16 protein-coding genes and 1 pseudogene are annotated in these 20926 nt (G+C 53.3%); 9 read left to right on the forward strand and 8 right to left on the reverse strand.

Annotated features, from left to right (window positions below; genetic code table 11):
- The first annotated feature begins 598 nt into the window (after positions 1-598).
- The 8 genes from AC6I8B_RS09935 to AC6I8B_RS09970 all read left to right on the forward strand — a co-directional run bounded on the left by AC6I8B_RS09935 (position 599) and on the right by AC6I8B_RS09970 (position 10349).
- On the forward strand, positions 599-1618 hold the full coding sequence (locus AC6I8B_RS09935) for an alpha/beta hydrolase (RefSeq protein ID WP_157352156.1): 1020 nt from the start codon (positions 599-601) through the stop codon (positions 1616-1618).
- Between the two features lie 1641 nt (positions 1619-3259).
- On the forward strand, positions 3260-3874 hold the full coding sequence (locus tag AC6I8B_RS09940; RefSeq protein WP_487345377.1) for a LuxR family transcriptional regulator: 615 nt from the start codon (positions 3260-3262) through the stop codon (positions 3872-3874).
- 20 nt (positions 3875-3894) lie between these two features.
- Positions 3895-4440, forward strand: coding sequence for a fimbrial protein (locus AC6I8B_RS09945; protein ID WP_033767254.1), 546 nt, complete (start codon positions 3895-3897; stop codon positions 4438-4440).
- Positions 4441-4497: 57 nt separating this feature from the next.
- The gene (locus AC6I8B_RS09950) at positions 4498-5244 is read left to right on the forward strand and encodes a fimbria/pilus periplasmic chaperone (RefSeq protein WP_022625650.1); all 747 of its coding nucleotides are present in this window, start codon (positions 4498-4500) and stop codon (positions 5242-5244) included.
- Positions 5216-7777 carry a fimbrial outer membrane usher protein gene (locus AC6I8B_RS09955; protein WP_029519528.1) on the forward strand — a complete coding sequence of 854 codons (2562 nt, stop codon included), beginning with the start codon at positions 5216-5218 and terminating at the stop codon, positions 7775-7777. Before AC6I8B_RS09950 ends, AC6I8B_RS09955 begins: the two co-directional genes overlap by 29 nt.
- A complete protein-coding gene (stbD, locus tag AC6I8B_RS09960) occupies positions 7755-9107 on the forward strand; it encodes a fimbrial usher protein StbD (protein ID WP_050498533.1) in 1353 nt (450 codons plus the stop codon). The genes AC6I8B_RS09955 and stbD overlap by 23 nt, the downstream gene beginning before the upstream one ends.
- Complete coding sequence (locus AC6I8B_RS09965) at positions 9073-9789, forward strand: fimbrial assembly chaperone (protein ID WP_157352889.1); 717 nt, start codon at positions 9073-9075, stop codon at positions 9787-9789. Before stbD ends, AC6I8B_RS09965 begins: the two co-directional genes overlap by 35 nt.
- Positions 9790-10013: 224 nt before the next feature.
- Positions 10014-10349, forward strand: coding sequence for a gamma-glutamylcyclotransferase family protein (locus tag AC6I8B_RS09970; protein WP_157352159.1), 336 nt, complete (start codon positions 10014-10016; stop codon positions 10347-10349).
- Between the two features lie 212 nt (positions 10350-10561).
- On the opposite strand, the gene AC6I8B_RS09975 is transcribed toward AC6I8B_RS09970, so the two are convergent.
- The 5 genes from AC6I8B_RS09975 to hipB all read right to left on the reverse strand — a co-directional run bounded on the left by AC6I8B_RS09975 (position 10562) and on the right by hipB (position 16148).
- Positions 10562-12607, reverse strand: coding sequence for an FUSC family protein (locus AC6I8B_RS09975; RefSeq protein WP_157352163.1), 2046 nt, complete (start codon positions 12605-12607; stop codon positions 10562-10564).
- A 75-nt stretch (positions 12608-12682) separates the two neighbouring features.
- Positions 12683-14104, reverse strand: a complete 1422-nt coding sequence (locus AC6I8B_RS09980; protein ID WP_157352166.1) for a M24 family metallopeptidase — start codon at positions 14102-14104, stop codon at positions 12683-12685.
- 171 nt (positions 14105-14275) lie between these two features.
- A complete protein-coding gene (locus AC6I8B_RS09985) occupies positions 14276-14449 on the reverse strand; it encodes a type II toxin-antitoxin system MqsA family antitoxin (RefSeq protein WP_230873490.1) in 174 nt (57 codons plus the stop codon).
- Between the two features lie 137 nt (positions 14450-14586).
- Positions 14587-15900, reverse strand: coding sequence for a type II toxin-antitoxin system HipA family toxin (locus tag AC6I8B_RS09990; RefSeq protein ID WP_010244882.1), 1314 nt, complete (start codon positions 15898-15900; stop codon positions 14587-14589).
- On the reverse strand, positions 15900-16148 hold the full coding sequence (gene hipB / locus AC6I8B_RS09995) for a type II toxin-antitoxin system antitoxin HipB (RefSeq protein ID WP_022625644.1): 249 nt from the start codon (positions 16146-16148) through the stop codon (positions 15900-15902). The genes AC6I8B_RS09990 and hipB overlap by 1 nt, the downstream gene beginning before the upstream one ends.
- Before the next feature lie 180 nt (positions 16149-16328).
- On the opposite strand from hipB, the pseudogene AC6I8B_RS10000 reads away from it, so the two are divergent.
- Positions 16329-16786 (forward strand): annotated as a pseudogene (locus AC6I8B_RS10000) (GNAT family N-acetyltransferase).
- A gap of 33 nt (positions 16787-16819) precedes the next feature.
- Here AC6I8B_RS10000 and AC6I8B_RS10005 read toward each other — a convergent pair.
- Genes AC6I8B_RS10005 through AC6I8B_RS10015 form a run of 3 tightly spaced genes read right to left on the reverse strand, consistent with a single transcriptional unit; the run spans position 16820 to position 20921 of the window.
- On the reverse strand, positions 16820-17614 hold the full coding sequence (locus AC6I8B_RS10005) for an inositol monophosphatase family protein (protein ID WP_033767265.1): 795 nt from the start codon (positions 17612-17614) through the stop codon (positions 16820-16822).
- 23 nt (positions 17615-17637) lie between these two features.
- Positions 17638-18699, reverse strand: coding sequence for an ABC transporter ATP-binding protein (locus AC6I8B_RS10010; RefSeq protein ID WP_010670160.1), 1062 nt, complete (start codon positions 18697-18699; stop codon positions 17638-17640).
- Positions 18696-20921 carry an ABC transporter permease gene (locus AC6I8B_RS10015; protein ID WP_158149304.1) on the reverse strand — a complete coding sequence of 742 codons (2226 nt, stop codon included), beginning with the start codon at positions 20919-20921 and terminating at the stop codon, positions 18696-18698. The genes AC6I8B_RS10010 and AC6I8B_RS10015 overlap by 4 nt, the downstream gene beginning before the upstream one ends.
- Positions 20922-20926 lie beyond the last annotated feature (5 nt).

A 20926-nucleotide genomic window follows, 5' to 3' on the forward strand; every position in this document is an offset into this window, starting at 1 on the left:
TCTGCTTAATCATAGTCCAGCACCTGTGCAGTAATAGCTAATCAGGGAACAGAGGCACCAGATGAAATCCTCTCTGAATTCAGCAATAAAACAAAGCCTGGCCCCTGGCGGGCAACGTAGCGATAGCAATCCTCTGATCTATCCACAGAATCGTCTCGTCAGTTATCAACTACCGGACATGTATCGACTCGTGGGCGGGCTGCTTTCCGTCGCGAATGACGTGAGAATGTGAATCCGGCACGTCTGGTCAGCGAGCCGGATACGTACAAAGGTCTGACCGAGACAGGGTGTATAACCGAACGGACTCAGCAGCGGCAGCGGGATAGGGTAGCGAGCACCGTTGGCGTCCATGCTGAACTTAACCAGAAAAAAACTCTATGCTTTTAACTTTTTTCAGGTGCTCAGGCGCAGTGCTTAATTGCTGAAAATCGATACAGATAGCAGCAAAGTAGTCTGTTAATGACGAAAATAGTCAGAGAGGGTAAAAGCTTGAGATAAATAGTGTGCTATTTAGTAGTTTACAATCCAGGTTCGCCGTGTCATTGTCCTGCCAACCAGATAGCACACTACTTAATAGCAAGTTAATTGGAACCCTGTGATGAAAATGAAACTGATCGCCAGTGCATTATTGTTAGCCAGCCAGATGAGTACCGCGTTTGCTGCACCCACTGAAAACAGTCCGCAACCGACCGCAGGCGTGGCCGCTTTCCTGAAGGCGCTCAACAGCGGGAGTGGTAAACCGATTGAGCAACTCTCCGTCAAAGATGCCCGAGCGGTGTTGACGGGGGCGCAGAAGGGCGCAGAACTGCCGCCGGCACAGATTTCACAGAAGATCATTACCGTACAGGGCAAGCCTCTGACGCTGACCATTGTTAAGCCCGAGCACGCCAGCAGCACCTTGCCGGTGTTTATGTTCTTCCACGGCGGTGGCTGGGTGCTGGGTGATTTTCCGACCCATGAGCGACTGGTACGTGACATGGTGAATGCATCCGGCGCTGCTGCGGTATTTGTCAATTATCGACCATCGCCAGAAGCCCATTTCCCGGTGGCAATTACTCAGGCTTATGAAGCCACTAAATGGGTCGCCGAACATGGCGCTGACATTGGCGTTGACGGAAAACGTCTGGCGCTGGTTGGTAATAGCGTTGGCGGTAACATGGTGGCGGCGGTTGCCTTGCAGGCGAAGCAGTTTAAAACGCCGGCCATCCGTTATGATGTGATGCTGTGGCCGGTTACCGATGCGCGTTTCGACACCGCGTCGTATGATCAATTTGCTGACGGACATTTCCTGACGAAGAACATGATGAAGTGGTTCTGGGATAACTATACCGTTTCGGAAAAAGATCGTAATAACATCCTGGCATCACCGTTGCGTGCCACCCCTGAACAGCTGAAGGGGCTGCCGCCAACATTGATTCAGACTGCAGAGCTGGATGTGTTACGTGATGAAGGTGAAGCGTTCGGTCGTAAGCTGGATGCAGCAAGCGTGCCGGTTACCGTAACGCGCTACAATGGCATGATTCATGATTACGGTTTGCTGAACGCGTTAAGTCAGGAACCCACGGTCAGAACAGCTATTAATCAGGCGGGTGAAGAGTTGCGTTCGCATCTCAAATAACTGACCGGTCATGAAACCAACCCCGGACCGAATCGTCGTCCGGGGTTCTTACCAGACAGTAAGTTTGAAGGAATCAGTTCGAAGACGCAGGGCAGTGCGATTGCCGGAACACCAGGAAAGAATGGAGCAGTATCGAAGCGATAAGTGCGCTGTTAATATCTAATTTAACATAATATACATTATGCGCATATTGATTATGATCGGGAGCGTGATGCTCTATTGTATGGTCTGCTCACCATTTTGGGCTGATCCTGACTGTTTTCCTCTGTACAGCAAAATCTGTCAGAAACGATCACAATGTCTGCCTGACCTTGTTACTGTCGTTTACTCTGTTCCGAAACTGAAATAATGTGATGCTACGTTATTCAGCATGGCTTTCCCTGCGGGACATCTTCTTCAGCGACTCTACACGCTATCCTCTCATCAACAAACCTGATATCGGAGATTTGCAGCCGGACGCTGCAATGACGACTTCGCCCTTTGCGGCTGGCTGGATGCACTGCTGCGCATTCTGACCGTTTCTCTGCTCAGGTGCTTTGCACAACTTAAGCAGTGACGTCGCTACGTGAAAATTAGCGCATTCATCAGGGCTGTCGGCCACAAAAATGCTGTAGAGGCGTCTATGCATCACCGCTTTATGTTCATCCTCGTTGTCTGCCGTGCGTACCACTAAATTGTCGTAAACGCGTCCAAGTGTAACTACGCTTTCTTCACTCTGTTCCTTGCCAGGTTAATCCTGTAATGAGCAAGAAAGCCTGAGTCAGCTTTCTGCTGGCTGTCTGGTCAGCCGGACTCATACCGGCTATTCGCATTTCGATTGCAAGGCAGTCACCGTAACGCAGTGATGCTTTTGCCCTGAGCCTTGAAAATAAGAGTCAGTGACATCCGGTCGTTTTCAGCACTATCAACGACACGCAAAATGAGGCGTAACGTCCCTGCTCTGTCCTGTCATCCAATAACTATCTTGTATAATCTGACAAAAAAGCAGAACGTAAATTTCGCACAGCAAGAATGATTCTTCGTATACAAAATCTGAATGATAACGCCCGGGAAAGAAATAAATATAGATCTCTTTTCTTTTAATGACACTGACCAAAATAGTGATGTTTCCATGCACTAAATAACTGATTTAGATCAATATTTATAGCAAGTGCGTCAATTAACATCTTTGTTACCAGGAGTATTCTTAATAAAATGGGATGTGAACTATAAATATCGTCGCTAATTTTTTTATAAAAGCCATTTAAAATGCAGATCGTTTCAATGAAGTAAGGGAGAAAGCAATAATAGAGTCAGTAAAAATCATTTATCAATGCCATCTTAGTGGCCGCTATATACAAAATTGATCACTGAACAAAATTCGCTCATATTTAGCATTGAGTGCGGAATTTTTATTGATCAAAGTGGCGTTATTTGCGAAATATTCCTAACGGACGTAAAAAAATCCTGGTCTCTCAGCACTGCTGAGGGCGTCGTCGCCCTTTTTGTCCCGAATTTTCAACAAATATTACTCCCGCCCGTGGAGGTGACCACTTAAGAAAAATCCGAATGAAGAAAATAGCGGATAATTTTCATCGCCTTGAAACGCGGAGATTTTTATCGATAAAATAATCACAACTCTCGCAACAACGCCAAAATATTATGATAAAGATAACCAGAGAGGAAATTCGCTGCGCCAGTTGTAAATATGGCTGTGATCTCACCCATCGCGCATCAGACATTTATAACAGATGTCCGTTGCAAAAAATTACCACCTGGCCTGGAGGGAATCATTTTTTCTCTTCATCCATACTCAGCATGGTCGCTGGAAAATATGAGAGCCTCTTTTGCAGAGGATGTGTATTCGTTGACTTCTCCAGGGAAAATGTCAGGTATTTTACCAATAGCAATTGGATTGAGTATTTGAAACATACGGGATTAATGCTGATTATCGTCAGTGATCGCCATATGGAGCCGCTTGCGGCGTACTGGCAAAAAGAGGACCTGCGTATACAAACTGTGATTTATGCCGATTTTTCCCTGGAGGAGATAAACAGACAAATCCAGGGCTGTTATTTCGGTTTAAAAGGCGAGGTCAGGAAAAAAGTCAATGCACTTAAACAGGATGAAGTTCGGTTCCTTGATCTGGCGATGAACGGACTGTCACTACCGATTATTGCCAGAGAAATGGGAGTTGAAGTCAAGCGTGTTTATAACATCAAAGATGCCATTCGCCGGAAAATGGGCATCAGCCTCAATCAGTTATTTTCCGCATAATTATGATAAAGGAGTATTAAATGAACACCAAATTCAGAACGCTTAATCTTGCTGTGTTAATCAGTGCCGGGCTGGTGTCAGCCAGCGTGTTTGCAGCTTCAGATAACACCATCAACTTTCAGGGAGAAGTGACCACTGAAACCTGTTCTGTTTCCGTAAATGGCAACAATGCGTCCCCTGTCGTGCTGCTGCCAACGGTCAGTACTACGGACCTTGCTGCCTCTGGTGCAACTGCGGGTGATACCACCTTCACCGTGGGCGTTAGCGGCTGCGCCGGGGACAGTACCTCGGCCACCAAAATCTCGACGGTGTTTGTGGGGAATAACGTTAGCGCTGCCGGTAATTTATCTAACACCGGAACCGCAAAAAATGTTGAGGTACAAATCCTCGATCCGAAAGATGCGGTGGTTAATCTGACCAGTGGTTATACCGGCAGCGGTGATCTGACACTGCAGACCGGTGAAACTTCTGGCTCTGCCACCTACTCTGCCCGTTATTACGCATCCGGCACCCCAACGGCGGGTACCGTTACCGCATCACTGCAATATGCCGTGACTTACCAGTAATATTTTTCGTGCGTATCTGGATAGCCAGATACGCACGCCACGCTTGAGATATCCGACATGTATTCGCGCATTATGCTGTTCCCATTAAAAATGGTAATACTGATTTTTTTGATGACGTTTATTTCGGATAACGTCCAGGCAAGCGTCACTATTCTTGGCAGCCGAATTATTTATCCGGGTAATGCTCTCTCCGTCGATGTTCAGTTAAAGAACAACGATAATATTCCTTATGTCATTCAGGCCTGGCTTGATAATGGCAATATGGATTCGCAACCTGGCGATAAGAGTGACGTGCCTTTTATTATCACGCCACCGCTGTTTCGGATCCAGCCTCTGACCGGCCAGGTTTTAAGAATCCGATTCATACCTAATGTCTCATTACCACAGGATCGCGAGACGATTTACTGGTTCAACTCCCTGCAGATCCCCCCCGGTAATATTCAGGCGGAATCAGGCCGTAACAGTATTGTTTTAATGTTACGTAACCGCATGAAACTCTTTTATCGTCCTAAAGCGATTGGTCAGCCGGTTAATGTTTTCGACGGTGTAAAAGTAACGATGCAAAAAGAGGGGGTTGAAATCAACAACACTCAACCCTGGTATCTCTCACTTACAGAGGTTGTAATAAAAACAGCAGGCAAAAAAACAGCCTGCGAAGCTGAAATGATTGCGCCCTTTGCCAAAAAAATAGTCAGGTGTAAACCGGCAACGCACTCTTTATCAGCTAATAGCGTGATTTCTCTTTCAGCAATGAATGACCAGGGAGCTAAAGTCAGTGAAGACTATCCGATTGCAGGCAGGTAATATCCGCATCTTTTTTTTGCCTCTCTGTGCATCATTTACTTTTTCAACGTATGGACACGCTGATGAGTACTATTTCGATCCTTCGCTGTTTAAAGGTTCCGCCTTTGGCCAGAATATTGATCAGTTTAACCATCAGACTATCGCCCCCGGCAACTATTATGTCGATATCTATGTTAACAATAAGCTGGTTAAAAGCGGCGTCACCCTGAACTTTCTGTCAGCAGAGAAAGGTCAGCCGATAGAACCTTGTCTCCCGCTGACGGTGGCTGAATCATTAAGCCTTAAGTCACTGAATAAATCCTCAACCAGCGAGGGCTGTCAGCCCTTGCGTCACTGGTCATCAGCGGCCCGCTGGCAATTTGATCAGGCTTCACTGCGGCTGCAGTTCACCATTCCGGATGCGGAGTTAATTCATCTGCCCAGGGGAAATATTCCCGTCGCCGAATGGGATAAAGGGATCTCCGCCCTTTTCATCCGGCATAACACCAATTATAGCTGGACGGAAAATAGCGCTTCCGGTTACAGATACCAGTATCTCTGGAGTGGCATCACGGCGGGCACTAATATTGATAACTGGCAGCTGCGCCATCAGGGCAATCTGCGGTTTATCGACAATAACGTTACCGGCAGCGATGTTCGCTACACAACGGTCAGAACCTGGCTTCAGCGCCCCATTGAACCGCTGAACAGTCTGCTGACACTGGGCGACAGCTATACAGAAAGTTCGCAGTTTGGCAGCCTTTCTTATAATGGCATTAAGCTCACTACCGATGAAAGGATGCGTCCGCAAAGCCGGCGTGGTTATGCGCCCGAAATTCGCGGTGTGGCCTCCTCCAGTGCCCGGGTTATCGTCAGGCAACTGAATCGCGTTATTTATGAGACCAGCGTGGCGCCTGGTCCCTTCGTGATCAACGATTTGTACAATACCCGTAGCCAGGGCGATCTCGATGTTGAGATTATTGAAGCCAATGGCAAAACGTCCTCGTTTACCGTTCCTTATGCCTCTGTGCCTGATTCGGTCAGGCCGGGAAACTGGCATTACTCGGTTGCACTGGGTCGGGTACGGCAATTCTACTCAGTTAATAACACCTTCTTCGAAGGGCTGTTGCAGCGCGGTATCAGTAACCGACTGACCGCTACGGCAGGATCGCGGCTGGCTCAGGACTATCAGGCCTGGCTGCTTGGCGGTGTCTGGACTTCGGCAGCGGGCGCAGTGGGATTAAACACCACCTTTTCTGATGCAAAGGTCGCACAGAACAGAAATGCCTCGGGATGGCGCGCCGAGCTGAGCTACAGCAAAACCTTTGCTACCGGCACCAACCTGGTCCTGGCCGCCTATCGTTACTCAACCAGCGGTTATCGCGACCTGCAGGATGTGCTGGGCGTTCGGCGCCAGCAGGACAATGGCATCAGTTACTATTCAGATACGCTGCATCAGCGTAATAATTTTTCTGTGACCCTGAGTCAGTCAATGGCCGATTATGGCTTAATCAGCCTGAGCGGCAGCACGGCGGATTACTATAATAACCGGTCACGTATTACTCAGCTTCAGTTAGGTTACAGCAACAGCTGGAATAACATCAGTTACAGTCTCAACGTTGCCCGTCAGCGTACTACCTGGAATTATGATCGTTTCGGGCTGAACCTGGACGATGGTGATAACGCATACCGCGAGAAATATACCGAAAATACCGTTTCACTGAATGTCTCGGTTCCGCTGAACTGGGGCAATCACACTACCTCAGTGGCCTATAACTACAACCAGTCTAAAGAAACGCGCAATTCGACGCTCTCACTGACCGGTTCATCTGGCGAGAACAATCAGCGATCCTGGTCCCTGTATGGCGGAACCGAAAATACGCAAAGTAACAGCGGCCACCGTGTCTCGTTCGGCGGAAATATTCAGCAGAATACGCGCGCAGGCGCGGTCAGAGCGAATTATGGTCAGGGGGATAATTATCGCCAGGCTGGATTAGGGCTTTCTGGTACGTTGCTGATTCATCGCGGCGGCGTCACCGCCGGACCTTATACCAGCGACACTTTTGCGCTTATCCATGCGGATGGTGCCCAGGGCGCCAGCGTACGCAATGGTCAGGGTGCCGTCATTGATCATTTTGGTTACGCTATCCTGCCGTCGCTGACGCCATATCAGGCCAACACCGTCAGCCTTGATACACGCTATATGAATGCTGATGCCGAATTAAGCGGTGGAAGCCAGCGCGTTGTGCCCTATGCCGGTTCCGTTACCCGAATTAATTTTGCCACGCTGCAGGGTAAGGCCGTCTTAATCGCGCTCAAAAATGAAGATCATGAAATCCCGCCAATGGGCACCGAGGTCCGTGATGCTGATAATACCGTGATAGGTATTGTGGGCCAGGGTGGGCAATTATATGCACGTGTACCGCATGACTCTGGAACCTTAAAGGTAAACTGGGAATATAAGGGCAATAAAACATGTTTTGTTAATTATCAAATAACCGGTCGCGTGAATGAGAATATTGTTCGCCTGGATGCTGTCTGCCATAAGGGTTAATCGTGTGAGAATCGAAAAATATTTCCTGTATATCTTATTATTGCTGTTCAATGTGCCCGCCTGGGCTAATTGCAGCGTTGTTACCGCCACATCCTCGTTGTCTCAAAGCGCGATTGCAGCAGGCTATACCGCCGCCTACTGGACCGGCGCCTGCGACACCTGCTCAGGGAATGTGGGCCTGCCATCTGTGATCAGCATCAATAGCGGAAAGACCTTCCAGCCCTCTGGCACACTGCTGGCCAGCTCGGTAGGCAGCTTTCTGTCATCGGCCAGCAATGTTTCCTACTCAGCTAACCAGATTCTTTACCGCTGCGCCGTGGCAGATGCAGACAGTTTGTATGAGATGTATGCCACCAATGGCGACAGCCCCTATGCCGGTCAATATATTACCTCTGAAGTGGACGGCGCCTATTATGATGTCGCTGCAAATGTTGCCGTCAGGCTAACTAACCTGACAACCGGCGAATATTACAGTCGCTACTGGAAAGCCCGACAGCTGACAGCCAGTGACTGGTATTCTGATGGCACCTATATTTATATTCCGGCCAGTGCTTTCAGCAATGTGCTGTATGAAATGTTTAAAATAGACTCTACGCGCTATTACGCCAGCAACAGCAATCGCTATGTGGACAACTGGACACAACCTCGCGGATATATTGCTTTTAAAGGACCCGGGCTGGATACCAATAATCTTAAAGTGGGCCAGGATAGTCTCTCTTACTGGTATGGTTTTTACCGTAACTGGCCCGCTGCCTGGAGCACCTTCTCAAATGTCACCTATGTGCGTGGCGCGCTATGCGAAGTCCAGGATTATCCTTCGGTGGTGCTGCTGCCGACCGTAAGCGTGAACACCCTTGCCGCGGGCGGGAAAAGTCAGGCTCCTTTTACTATCACTATCCAGTGCGAGTCCGGTGCCATCTCCGGCACCAGTACATCGACGATCACGTCAGCAAATGTCGCTATGGGCTTTCTCGTTAACCAGTCAAATGCGGTGACGCAGGCAAGAAATCTGGGGCTGACTACAGCTGGCGGCGGGTTAACCTGGCTGCTGGATACCCACTATGGTAGCAGCGCTGCCGCCTCCGGCGTCGGTATAAAAATTTATGACAGTCATAATATGGCGCTCAATTTACTGCCTGACAGAACAGTGACGGGCACGGGCAACAGCCGTGGCTGGTATGCCTATAAAGATTTAACGTCGCAAATCTCCTCAGGAGGCGCTGATATTTACAGTGGTGATTTCACGGCCTCTCTTGAAGCGCTCAGCGGGCAAACTATTACAGCAGGAACAGTCAATGCGCAGTTACAGGTTGTGGTCAGTTTTCAGTAACGTCGTTGTGTTATCTGGCGTCCTGCTCTCATTCAGCGTCTGGGCGGTGGTCAATGTGGATAAAACCCGGATCGTTTTCAATCAATCGGATCTGAGCCAGTCTGTTAACGTCGTCAACAGCGGCGAAAACGAAACGTATTTGCAAATCTGGACAGATGACGGTGACCTGACTCTCTCACCCGACGCCAGCATCACGCCCGTCATAGTCATACCGCCGGTGGTAAAAATGTATCCGGGAGAAATGCGATCGTTGCGTCTGGTACTCACTTCACGTCAGGCGCTGCCCGCGGACAAAGAGAGCCTCTACTGGTTAAATATTTATCAGATCCCTGCGCTGAAAAAAGAGCTTAACGCGGCTGAACGTAAAGTGGTGTTACCGCTGCGAATCCGGCTAAAAATCTTTATACGGCCTGAGGGACTAAACGCCCCGCTGACCACCGATCCGGAAAAGCTCCGTTTCGCGGTAAAGGGAAATAAAATCGCCATAACCAACCCTACTCCCTGGTTCATGAGCATGAATGTCTATTCTGAAGGTCAGCCATCAATAAAAAATCTCACTCTTGCCCCACAATCTGATGCTTACATTGACAGTCACACTCCGCCGAAACCCGGTGAGTCAGTGAGTTATGCGGTGATCAATGACCAGGGGATTCCGGTTAACTACACGACAACCTTGAAGTAACCGGACGGGAGTGCCCTCTGCCGACAGGCAGAGGGCACATAAAACCGACCTTTTGCGGCAGTCCAGGGCGTCGCTACATGAATTCTGCGCATCTGATGGGGCTGGCAGTACGCAGAATTTACCTACGCATGGCGTTTTGAGAGGCTCAAGAGGCAGTTCCGCAAGACAATCCATTTTAGCCGCGCTAGAGTTGCTGGCTTCCACTGTTTCAACGACGAGAAAAAATGAAACGCTTATTTGTCTATGGCACGCTCTGTCCGGGCCGCGAGAATGCCCATATCCTGGAAAATATTGGCGGAGAATGGCTGGCCGGTTCGGTGAACGGTACCTTCTATCAGCGCGGCTGGGGCGCAGCGGCTGATTTTCCGGGCATCGTTCTGGATGAGCACGGCCCCGACGTGCCGGGTTATCTGTTTCTCTCCGACCAGCTGGACGCCCACTGGCCGATGCTGGATGAGTTTGAAGATGGCTACGATCGCGTCGAGGTTCGCGTTTCTGCCGAAGATAATCGGCAATACAGTGCGTGGATTTATCAGCTCCAGCCGCAGGAAAGCCGCTGAGCTATTACCGCTGAACTTTTCCTGCAGTGAGATGCGCGCGCCCTGCTCTTATTGTCTGCTGACTCCATCTTCCTGTCAGACAATATATGCGGGCACGCTGCCTGATTTTCAATTTAATTAAGATCTATTGTATGATGTAACTAAAATGAGGTCGTCCGCTCTGGTCCCGGCAAGCGCTCTCTTAGCCCGCCAGCCAGCCCTGTTATACCGGGTTAATCTGGCCAGCGCTGATGTGGAAACAGTGATACCCGAATATTAAACAGATGGATTAAGGGCGCAACAGCCACACTCTCCTCTCGGGCGATCGGCTCCAGTTTTAGCAGCAACAGATCCAGTTCTTCCAGCAGATCCTGATGTGGCGCTAACTGCAGCGACTTCATCTTGCGCTTCAGGTATAGCGCCAGCTCGTGAAACATCTGACCACTATCAATCTGATGACTCTCCAGCACCTCACGATAACGTGCGTAGAAGTCATAACAGTTGGCGCCCAGCCAGGTTTCAGTAATCAGATACCCCCCCACCACGATATCCGGCACCGGATCGAGCCTTTTACGCGGCAGAATGATATTCACCCGGTCGAGCATCCGCGCAATAAATTGCTGCCGTGACAGTAGCGTGGCGGAATTGCGCTCCACCATTTTAATAAACCCTAACAGATCGCGCAGCCCTCGTTGCACCGCTCTTCTGGCTATCCATGACGGCCGTTTGTTGCGGATCAACGCCGTCAGCACTACCGCAAACATAATCCCCACCATCGAGGAGATGGCCGCATTCAGCGTGACGATCAGATTCGGGACATAGTGATGGCTTAAGCCGATAAAACCGGGGATCTGGATGGCGACACTCAGCCCTACCAGATTGGTCGCCGGATTGGCAATAACCAGGCTCAGCAGCATCAGACCGGGCAGCAGTATGATCATCAGCGCCTGTAAGGTATTGGCCTGCGGGATCAGAAAAGCGATGTAGAACAGGCTGACCACCAGCGCAATCATCACCCCTTTCACGAACAGCTTCATCGGCGTTACCGGGGAATCGACACCAGCAAAAAATGAACTGATGATCGCCGCCATCAAAGGTGCGTTCGCCCCATCGGCCCAGCCGCTGCCGATCCAGAACAGGCTGGAGAGGAAGGTCGCCAGAAATGCCGTCAGCGCGGACAGCCGTAACAGTCCCTTGTCGATATGCCGGTGTTCCCGGATATTGCGGATCGCCGCCCCATCCCCGTGGCTGTAGAGATCCCCTGCGCGCGCACTGACATTCTCATAAGCATCGGCAATGCGCACAAAGTTAGCCAGCCGCTCCAGCAGACCAATCAGCAGCAGGCTCTCTTCGGTTGCCAGCAGCCCGGCCCGCCATTCGTGCTCCAGGGTTGCCTGACTGGCAGCAATCGCTTCACGCAGTCCGGCAATATCGTTAATCCGATCGTGATGCAGCCACAACAGGAACTGCTGAAACACGTCGGTGACGCACGGCGGAAAACGAATATTCAGTTCGGCCAGCACACCCAGCCGTGATTCAATCGCCGTCAGTGTCGGCAGCAGATAAGTCAGATGCTGATACTGTACGCTGACCAGACGGATGACATTACGCGCCGCTTCGCCCTCATAGACGCAGTGGGTCAGCAGCGTTTCAACATTCAACGGATAACCCGCCATCTGAATCAGGATATCTTCGCGCTCCAGCGATTTGTTCTTTGCCATTCCGCTGATCAGTTCATCACAGAGTTTGCGCGCGTTCTGAAACCAGAGATTAACGCTCTGCCCCAGCAGATGATGCATCGAAACCGGAAACACCAGCCGGTGAACCAGCGTGCTACAAAGGATGCCCAGCGTAATCTCCTCAATACGTGAAACTACGGTGTTGATGATTGCCAACGGTGACTCAACGTCTGGAAATCCCATAATCGCTGCGCTGTAGCCGGCCAGCATAAAGATATAGCTCTTCGGCGTGCGGTCATGCAGAGAGAGCCAGAGGCAAACCGTTACCCACAGCGATACGCACAGGCTGAACAACACTGGCGACTGCACCGTTTCGGGGTAGATCAGCAGAATAAAGATGCCGCCCAGCAGCGTGCCCAGCAGGCGAAACAGCGATTTCGAGACGGTCGATGCTGCATAGAGTTGCGAGGTGACAAACACCGTGGTGAGCGCCCAGGCGGGTTTTTCGAAGTTAAGAACGAGCGCCACAGAGAGTGCGATAAACGCGGCAAAGGAGGTTTTGCAGGCAAACAAAACCGCGTTTTTGGTAAACCATTTCATCGAATGAGAGCAACCAGGAACTTTCTGAGGCGCGTATCCTGACAGATGCGCCTGCGTTTTACTCTCAGTTAAATTTTACAAATTATTACCGGCCGCATCAGGCCGGTTAAGCCCCTGCTGGCGCACCAGCGCACGGCGCTTATCCAGTAAAAAAGGGCGCAGATAGCCTACCGTGTTCGAGAGCAAAATCACCTCTTCGGCAAGCTCAATCCTCAGCACATCTGTCAGGTACGCTTTGCGCTGAGTCATTCGCTGCCAGAGATCGGGAAAACGACACGCCAGCTCATCACGCAACGCCGCGTCCGCCAGTCCGACCGTATCCTCGATACTGCAACCGCCATAACCCGGCACCGACGGGATAATATCAATCTGCAGCAGCATACCGCTTTTCAGTGTCACGGCTGAATCGGGATAGATGGGCGAGCTTAGCCACTCTTCGTCAGCCACCAGATGCCCCGGATTAAGATGCCAGCCATACTGCGCTTTCGGCAGCACCGTTTCGATAAGCGAATAGAGTTCGCCGCCGGTGATCCCGATCCGCAGCTGCTCCAGCCAGCTGACCACCGCGTGATAATAGGGGATCGCCAGCCGGGTCAGCCAGTCGGAGACGTTACACTGTAACTCAGAGGCTTCACTGACCACGTAAGCCGAGCGGCTGGTCAGCCCGCCTTTGTAGCCGGTGGTAAGAGAAAGCTTATCACCACGCGCAATCCGTTTATCAGACGGATAGAGCCGGGCCTGGGCGAAACGATCGCCGGTCGCGGCAATCGTCACCACCGTGTTTGGCTGCCCTTCTGCGTTCAGACGTGCGCCTAACGCCTTCTCTGTGATGCCCGGCGCTATGCTATCCAGCGCAGCCAGCATCGCGGTTGAAGCAAGATTAGCCCCCGCCTCATAAAACGCCACTTCATCGGCGCCGTTAACGCAGCGTGCACCGTTGTCAGGCGAGATAAACAATCCGGTGGCGTTTACCAGTTGCGCATCGCCGCCCGCTGCCTGCGCCGCCGAGGCATAGATGAACTGCGGCAGATCAAACATCCCTCGCTCCCTGCCGGTAAATAACTTCCAGCCCACCAGCCCGGTGCGTTCGCCTGCTACAATCCCTGCCTCTGCTAACAGCTGATCCAGGGGCTGCTCCCCGCGCATAGGCTGGTTGGGCAGAGAAAAGACCGCCGCATGCAGACAGCGTCCCGGATTGCGGGCAAACGGCACCAGCTTGAGGTTCTCATTACCCATGATATAGGTGAGCTCGCCCTGCTGAGTCACCACCAGCAGCGCCTCCTCGAAGCGCGGAATGAATCCCGCCAGATATTCAAAATTGCTGCCGTGCTCTTTGTCGGCATAGATAATCAGTTGCACAATCTGCTGCTGTTCCATCCGCTCAATAATGGCGGCCAGACGGCGATGCAGTGTTTCATCAGACATCACAGGGCTGGCAGCACCGGGAAATGCCGGCGGTGACGGGATTGTTTCCAGGGCATAGCGATTGGCATCCATAACGCACTCCAGTGGCCAGATTGACGGGGTTTGATTTCCGTTCCCAGGGTAAACCTGAGGTTTAGCCTGTAGGGTGCCACAATCACACAACTTACTCGTTGCGTGTTATCAAAAGAGGGACATTCACCTGTAACAGAGACAAAGAAGCCCGCGCTAAACGGGCTCTCTGTGTTATTTGATGGGCACGCCTGCATTCTCCAGCGCTTCAGCCTTTTCGGGATATAACTCCGACGTTCCGGCATTCATAATCACCGCTCCACAGCGGATGCAGTGATCGCCCTTCACATCTGGCACAACGTCCTCCGGATTACCCGTATTAAGACTGACGTCGCGCGTGGCGTACACAAACGCCTCTCCTTCACATCCCGGACACTTCATACCATGACTCTCCTGTTAAGCCTGTCAGATAAGCATAGCCGACAGGCTTTTAGCCATACACATGAGGAGAGGTTTTTCAGGATATTGCCAGCTCATAAGCGCCATCACTCTTTGTGCCGCAGCCGCTCCAGCATAATCAGTGAATGACTAAAAATGGCGTCGGCGATGTGCTGTGGGAAATCGGGCGGCAAGGCATCGCGCACCGAGACCACTGCCTGGGGAAAGGCCTTAATAAAGAAGTCGAAGATCTGCTGCAAACTGTCACGATCAAAACTGACGCTTTTTGCCGTGGCGATAAAATGGCGCGGGAAGATTTTGTCGATCTCTGTCTTCTTCCCCTTAGTGGCACGCAGCCCCATCGCCAGTTTCAGCGCTCGCTTGTTCAGACCGGTGCCGCCCAGTACCGGATAAGCGGAGATCACATCATAAAAGGGAGTCAGTCGATAACTGCCGCCGCGCTCAATAAACAGTGAGAAGTTCTTGGCGTGACCGTCGGTTGCGCCAATCAGCCACTGAAAAACCTGGAACATCATAAAGCGATAGCGATCTTCGATGGCGTTGCTCGATCCCATCAGTATCTGCATGATCTCCGCAATGCCTGGCCCGCCATCCGACTCATATTTGGTTGAAGATGGCAGTCCCAGCGCCTGACAGAAATCCTCCTGCGGCAGGCGAATCAACCGGGTTTTATCGCGTGACCAGCGGCGGTCGAAACGTTCTACCGCCAGGGCGCGCATCTGTCCGGCACGAATAATCGTTGCCTGCGGCACGTCGATACCGAGTGCACGGGCCAGCGCCAGACAGAGATACTCATTCTCCACACTTTCACGCATATCCAGCGTCGCGGCCGGCTGTTTAATCTCTCCGATCGGCAGCTTAATGATGTGCGAGGTGGGCGTGGCACCGGCAGGAATGCTCCAGCCTTCATCGGTCAGCAGCAGTGCGGTTTTCTCCTGCGCCCCTGCGACCGAGATACGGAAATCGGTCTCTTCACGCAGCATCCCCAGCGGGATATCTGACTGATAGGCCGACAGCACGCTTTCGAGCCGGGTTTCATCCAGCACTTCATAGCGGGCCTGCAGTGCGGGCAGTGGCATATCGGGCGGCAGCAGCATAGTCGCCCCGACGCTGTCACGTCCCACTTCCTGCAACAGATCAAACGGCTGACGGGATTTAATCTGGTAACGCGCCACGATTCTGTCGCGAATCAATGGGCTATCCGGCAGCAGGTTATCGAAGAAGTTAATCACGGCGTGTGAGGTGATCGCCCTAACCTGCAACGGCATCGAAAGTGAGAGCGGCCTGGAGAGCGGATTACTCAGCCAGCCGGTATCATACTGAAACTCATGAGCGCCGTTTCGCTGGCGGGTGAGTACGCCTACCCGCTCGCCGTTCATCCACGCAATCAGCCTTTGCATTACCACTCATCCTCATCATGCAGCTGAGGCGCACTGGCCTCCTCTTTCTCCTGAACTTCCAGACTCAGCTCCAGCGACTGTAACAGCTTAAACAGCGTTGCCAGCGAGGTACTGTCAGGGGCATTTTCAAAGTGAGAGATGGTGGCCTGTTTCAGGCCGACCTTTTTCGCCAGTTCACTCTGGGTCCAGCCATTGCGCTGACGAATGAGCTTTAGCCGGTTTGCCAGCTGTAGCGGGCTGTATATCATGGGGTGGCTCCTTCTGGATCACAGGCTGTAAGCATAGCGCAGGGGCATTATCCCCGACAGGGTATAAAACAGCTTTTACCCCCTGTAGAGGATAATGATTAATTTATACCCCATAGCGGATAACTGCACAATTATCCTTTATGAGGGATAAGCCGGAACCACGATTAAAAGAGGACGAGGATGAGCACATTTACCCTTACCCATCAGGTCAACGACGACGATCGGGAAGAGTTGCTGGCAGGACTGGGGGCTTACAACCGGCAATTTATCAGCCGCGATAACTGGTTATCAGCCGCGATAACTGGGGACCGCTGTCGGTTTCTCACAGGGACGAACAGGGAACGTTGCGCGGGGGAGTGATCGCCGCACGCAAAGGAAACTGGCTCTGTATCGATTATCGCTGGGTGGACGAAACGCTCCGTGGCAGTGGTCTGGGCAGCGCACTGCTGGAAGCCGCAGAGCAGGAGGCGGGAAAGATGGGATGTCTCTATGCGCTGGTGGATACCTTTAGTTTTCAGGCCCTGCCGTTTTATCAGAAACAGGGTTATCAGCCGCAGATGTCCCTGCCCGATTTTCCGCAAACCGGTATGCAGCGTCACTATCTGACCAAAACGCTACGGCCAAAGGCATCACGCTGACCGCAGTACCATCAGCGTGACAGGGTCACATAATTACAAACCGGCAATGCGCCGCAGATCCGCTTCGGCACCCGGTGCCACGGCCAGAACCTGCGCGCCTTTAGTGATGCGATCGCCTTCGGTGTTAAACGGGTGGTACCAGCCGCCCGCTTCTTTTACCAGGCAGTAACCCGCCAGGCAATCCCAGGCGTGCATATAGGGTTCGTAGTAACCCACGACCCGACCGGCGGCGACCCAGGCCAGCATCAGTGCGCCGGAACCAATGCGGATAAAGTTACCGCCTGCCGACAGCAGCGCTGCCACAATCTCGCCTACTTGCTGCGGGCTGACATAACTGTTGGCGCCAAAACCGGTAACGTGGTTTTGCAGCGTGCGTGTGGGATCGACCTGCAGACGATGACCGTTGAGCGTCGCGCCCTGCCCCAGTGCCGCCACGTAGCACTCCTGATAGGTCGGCGCGAAAATCACCCCGATGACCGGCACATCGCCGCGCAGTACCGCGACGGAAACACACCAGCTCGGCATCCCATTGAGAAACGGGCTGGTGCCATCGATTGGATCAACCACCCAGGTGTAGTCAGACTCTCCCGCCTGCAGTCCCGACTCCTCACCCAGAAAGCCATCAGCGGGAAACGCATCCCGTATACGGCTGGCGATCAGCTGCTCCACTTCACGGTCGGCAATCGACACCACATCCTGCAAATCGTACTTGGTCTCCACCACCAGCGTCTCGCGACGGTTGAAGTAAGATAACGCCGTCGCGCCACCTTCACGGGCAACGGCTTCCGCTAAAGCCAGACGCGCCATTATTTCATCATGCGATTCCATGCGAACTCCTTGAGTTAGTCAGATTAACGGGCAATCAGGGCAAGGCCCTGCGGCTTGAAGTTGACGCCAACTGTGGTGGCGAGCGGTAGACGCTGTTCCATCTGCGGATCGATAATGAACAGCGCGCCCAGTTCGGTGGCGACTTCATATTCGATATGGTCACCCAGCCAGGTGCTGTGAATAACCTCCCCCTGCAGCGCACCCTGGCCGTCGCCGGACAACGTAATAAATTGCGGTCGCACCGCCAGCTGAGCACTGCCGGTTTTTGCTCCGGCACCTCGCACCCGGAAGCGCTGATTACCCAGGCGGACCAGCGCATCATCCGTATCTGCCTCTTCCACTTCACAGGGCAGAATGTTCGCCTCCCCCATGAAGTCCGCGATAAAGACCGAATTGGGTGAATGGTAAAGCGTCTCCGGCGCACCCTGCTGGGCAATATCCCCCTCTTTCATGACAATAATCTTATCGGAGACCGCCAGCGCCTCCTCCTGGTCATGGGTCACATAAACCGCCGTAAACCCGAGCCGCTGCTGCAGATCGCGGATGTCGGTGCGCACCCGACGGCGCAGACGCTCATCAAGGTTCGATAGCGGCTCATCAAGCAGCAGCACCTGCGGTTCCAGCACCAGCGCGCGGGCGACCGCAATACGCTGCTGCTGTCCGCCAGAAAGCTCCGACGGCAACCGCTGCCCCTGACTCTCCAGACCCACCAGCTTCAGCCCCTCGCGCGCCCTGTCCTGCGCCTCGCGTTTGTTCATGCCCGAGGAAAGCAGCCCGTAGAGAATATTGTCGATGGCGTTCATATGGGGAAACAGCGCGTAGGACTGAAACACCATCGCCACGTCGCGCTCGTTGGCGGGCAGATGGGTGACATCTTTGCCGCCAATCAGAATCCGCCCTGCGGTGGGATGCTCCAGCCCGGCCAGCAGTCGCAGCGTAGTGGTCTTGCCGCAGCCGGACGGCCCGAGCAGCGTCACCAGCGTACCCGGCTCTACGGTGAGCGACAGATCCGGCACGGCAGTAAAACCGGCAAAACGCTTTGCGACATGTTCAAACACCACCGATCCGGCGTTAATGGTCGTCATACGGCTCTCTCCTGAGTCAGAGTGGATGCAGAGGGTGCGGCAATAATCACCGCCGGTTGGATTGCACGACGCAGGCGACGTTCGCCCACCAGCAGCTGGAAGAGGCCAATGATCAGCAGCATCACCACGATCAATACCGAGGAGTAGGCAATCGCCACGCCATACTCACCGTTCTCCACCAGCCCGACAATGTACGAGGTCGCCATGTTGTACTGGGCGCTGACCAGGAAAATCACCGCACTGATAGAGGTAATGGCCCGCACAAAGGCGTAAACCAGCGCGGCGCTGATGGCCGGTTTCAGCAGCGGCAGCACCACTTTACGCAGGGTACGGAAACTGTTTGCGCCCAGCGTCAGTGAGGCTTCATCCAGGCTTTTATCCAGCTGGCTCATCGCCGCAATACCACCACGCACGCCGACCGGCATATTACGGAAGACAAAGCAGGCGATCAGGATCATCGCGGTACCGGTGATCTCCAGCGGCGGCAGGTTATACGCCATGACATAGCTCACACCAATCACCGTGCCGGGAATGGCAAAGCTCAGCATCAGCATGAATTCAAAGGTCTGACGACCGGCAAACTTCTGTCGCACAATCAGCCAGGCGGTCAGCAGTCCGACAATGGCCGTGAGCGGCGCGGCGATCAGGGCGATCTCCAGCGTGGTCCAGAAAGAACTCCAGGCAACGCCGCTCCAGACCAGTTGCCCCTGATTAACGCTGACGTTAAAGGCCCGGATATAGTGATCCAGCGTCAGGTTGTTATTCAGCCCCCAGGACTGCACAAAGCCGCCAATCATGATCATGCCGTAGATCACCAGGGTGAACAGACCCCAGGGTATTACCATGCCATAGACGCTGTAGCGCACCGGACGCGGCAGCATCACATGACGGCCGCCATCGCCTTTGCCGGTGACAGTGGCGAAGCTTTTGCCGGAGAGCCAGACGCGCTGCACCAGAAAAGCGGCCAGGGTGAAGCCCAGCAGGATCATCGCCAGCACCGCCGCGCGACTCGGGTCGTTCTGTGCGCCAACCACGGAGAAGAAGATCTCCGTCGACAGCACGCCGTGACTCCCGCCCAGCACCATCGGGTTACCGAAATCGGCCATGCTTTCGATAAAGCTGATTAAGAAGGCGTTGGCCAGCCCCGGCGCCATCAGCGGCAGCGAGATGCGGGAGAAAGTGCGCCAGCGGCTGGCACGCAGGGTCTGTGACGCCTCTTCCAGTGACGGACTGACGCCCTCGACCACCCCAATCAGCACCAGAAAGGCGATGGGGGTAAAGGAGAGCACCTGGGCAATCCAGATGCCGGTCATGCCATAGAGCCAGCGGCCCGGCTCGATGCCGAACAGCGTCGCCAGCGATTCGGTGACCACGCCGGAGCGGCCAAACAGCAGGATCAGCGCCAGACCGATGACAAACGGCGGCGTGATAATCGGCAGAATGGTCAGCATCCGCAGCGCTTTTTTACACGGCAGCGAGGTGCGCGTCGCCGCCAGTGCAAACGCCAGTCCCAGCAACGTAGCGCCACTGGCCGTCATCAGCGCCAGTCCCAGCGTGCGCCAGGCGGTGCCGCAGGTGCCACCGGTAAAACAGCCGAGGCTCCAGATGGCGGGATCCTGCATATTGGCAATCAGTCCGTCAGGTTTAAAACTGCCATCAATATCCTGCACCGAGGCGACAAACAGGCTCAGCACCGGATAGAGCACAAAGGTCGTGACCAGCGCCACCAGCAGCACAATCGACGCCACCACAAAGGCATCGCCTCTCAGCACGCCGCGCTCCGCCAGGGCAAAGGCGAAAATCAGCAAAAATATGGTCAGCAGCAGCAGCGCACCCGCACCCATCGCGGGTTGTCCCTGCGCCAGCGGGCCGGCGAGGTTCTCCAGCCATAACCAGTTCCAGCCACTGAAACCGATAGCATGCCCTTCCAGCACCAGAAACAGAATGCCGCAGGTGCTGAACAGCAACAGCAGCGTGCTGCGGGTGCGGCCCGGGGGCAGAAAGGCGCTGCCAGCACAGAGCAGCCACAGCGCCACGGCGATGCCCAGCCAGCTGTGTAACGCGAGCTGCCCCAGCGCAGGCGCATTGTTCTCATCACCCCATAAGCTGAACAGCCAGTCACCCGAGAAGAAGCCCTGCTCCAGGCTATACCAGGGCAGCAGCGTCAGCGCGATGGCGCCCGCCAGCAGCGCGCCGGTTAAGCGACGATTGTGCGCATTCATAAATC

It is taken from the genome of Pantoea sp. X-Soil-ISGK-285 (assembly GCF_059730815.1).

Excerpts from the sequence above, each read along its gene's own strand:
- AC6I8B_RS10005 (WP_033767265.1), bottom strand. The coding sequence starts at position 17,614 with ATGGAATCGCATGATGAAATAATGGCGCGTCTGGCTTTAGCGGAAGCC.
- AC6I8B_RS09940 (WP_487345377.1), top strand. The coding sequence starts at position 3,260 with ATGATAAAGATAACCAGAGAGGAAATTCGCTGCGCCAGTTGTAAATAT.
- AC6I8B_RS09965 (WP_157352889.1), top strand. The coding sequence starts at position 9,073 with ATGCGCAGTTACAGGTTGTGGTCAGTTTTCAGTAACGTCGTTGTGTTA.
- AC6I8B_RS09980 (WP_157352166.1), bottom strand. The coding sequence starts at position 14,104 with ATGGATGCCAATCGCTATGCCCTGGAAACAATCCCGTCACCGCCGGCA.
- AC6I8B_RS10010 (WP_010670160.1), bottom strand. The coding sequence starts at position 18,699 with ATGACGACCATTAACGCCGGATCGGTGGTGTTTGAACATGTCGCAAAG.
- AC6I8B_RS09970 (WP_157352159.1), top strand. The coding sequence starts at position 10,014 with ATGAAACGCTTATTTGTCTATGGCACGCTCTGTCCGGGCCGCGAGAAT.
- AC6I8B_RS09945 (WP_033767254.1), top strand. The coding sequence starts at position 3,895 with ATGAACACCAAATTCAGAACGCTTAATCTTGCTGTGTTAATCAGTGCC.
- hipB (WP_022625644.1), bottom strand. The coding sequence starts at position 16,148 with ATGATATACAGCCCGCTACAGCTGGCAAACCGGCTAAAGCTCATTCGT.
- AC6I8B_RS09990 (WP_010244882.1), bottom strand. The coding sequence starts at position 15,900 with ATGCAAAGGCTGATTGCGTGGATGAACGGCGAGCGGGTAGGCGTACTC.
- AC6I8B_RS09975 (WP_157352163.1), bottom strand. The coding sequence starts at position 12,607 with ATGAAATGGTTTACCAAAAACGCGGTTTTGTTTGCCTGCAAAACCTCC.
- AC6I8B_RS10015 (WP_158149304.1), bottom strand. The coding sequence starts at position 20,921 with ATGAATGCGCACAATCGTCGCTTAACCGGCGCGCTGCTGGCGGGCGCC.
- AC6I8B_RS09950 (WP_022625650.1), top strand. The coding sequence starts at position 4,498 with ATGTATTCGCGCATTATGCTGTTCCCATTAAAAATGGTAATACTGATT.
- stbD (WP_050498533.1), top strand. The coding sequence starts at position 7,755 with ATGCTGTCTGCCATAAGGGTTAATCGTGTGAGAATCGAAAAATATTTC.
- AC6I8B_RS09935 (WP_157352156.1), top strand. The coding sequence starts at position 599 with ATGAAAATGAAACTGATCGCCAGTGCATTATTGTTAGCCAGCCAGATG.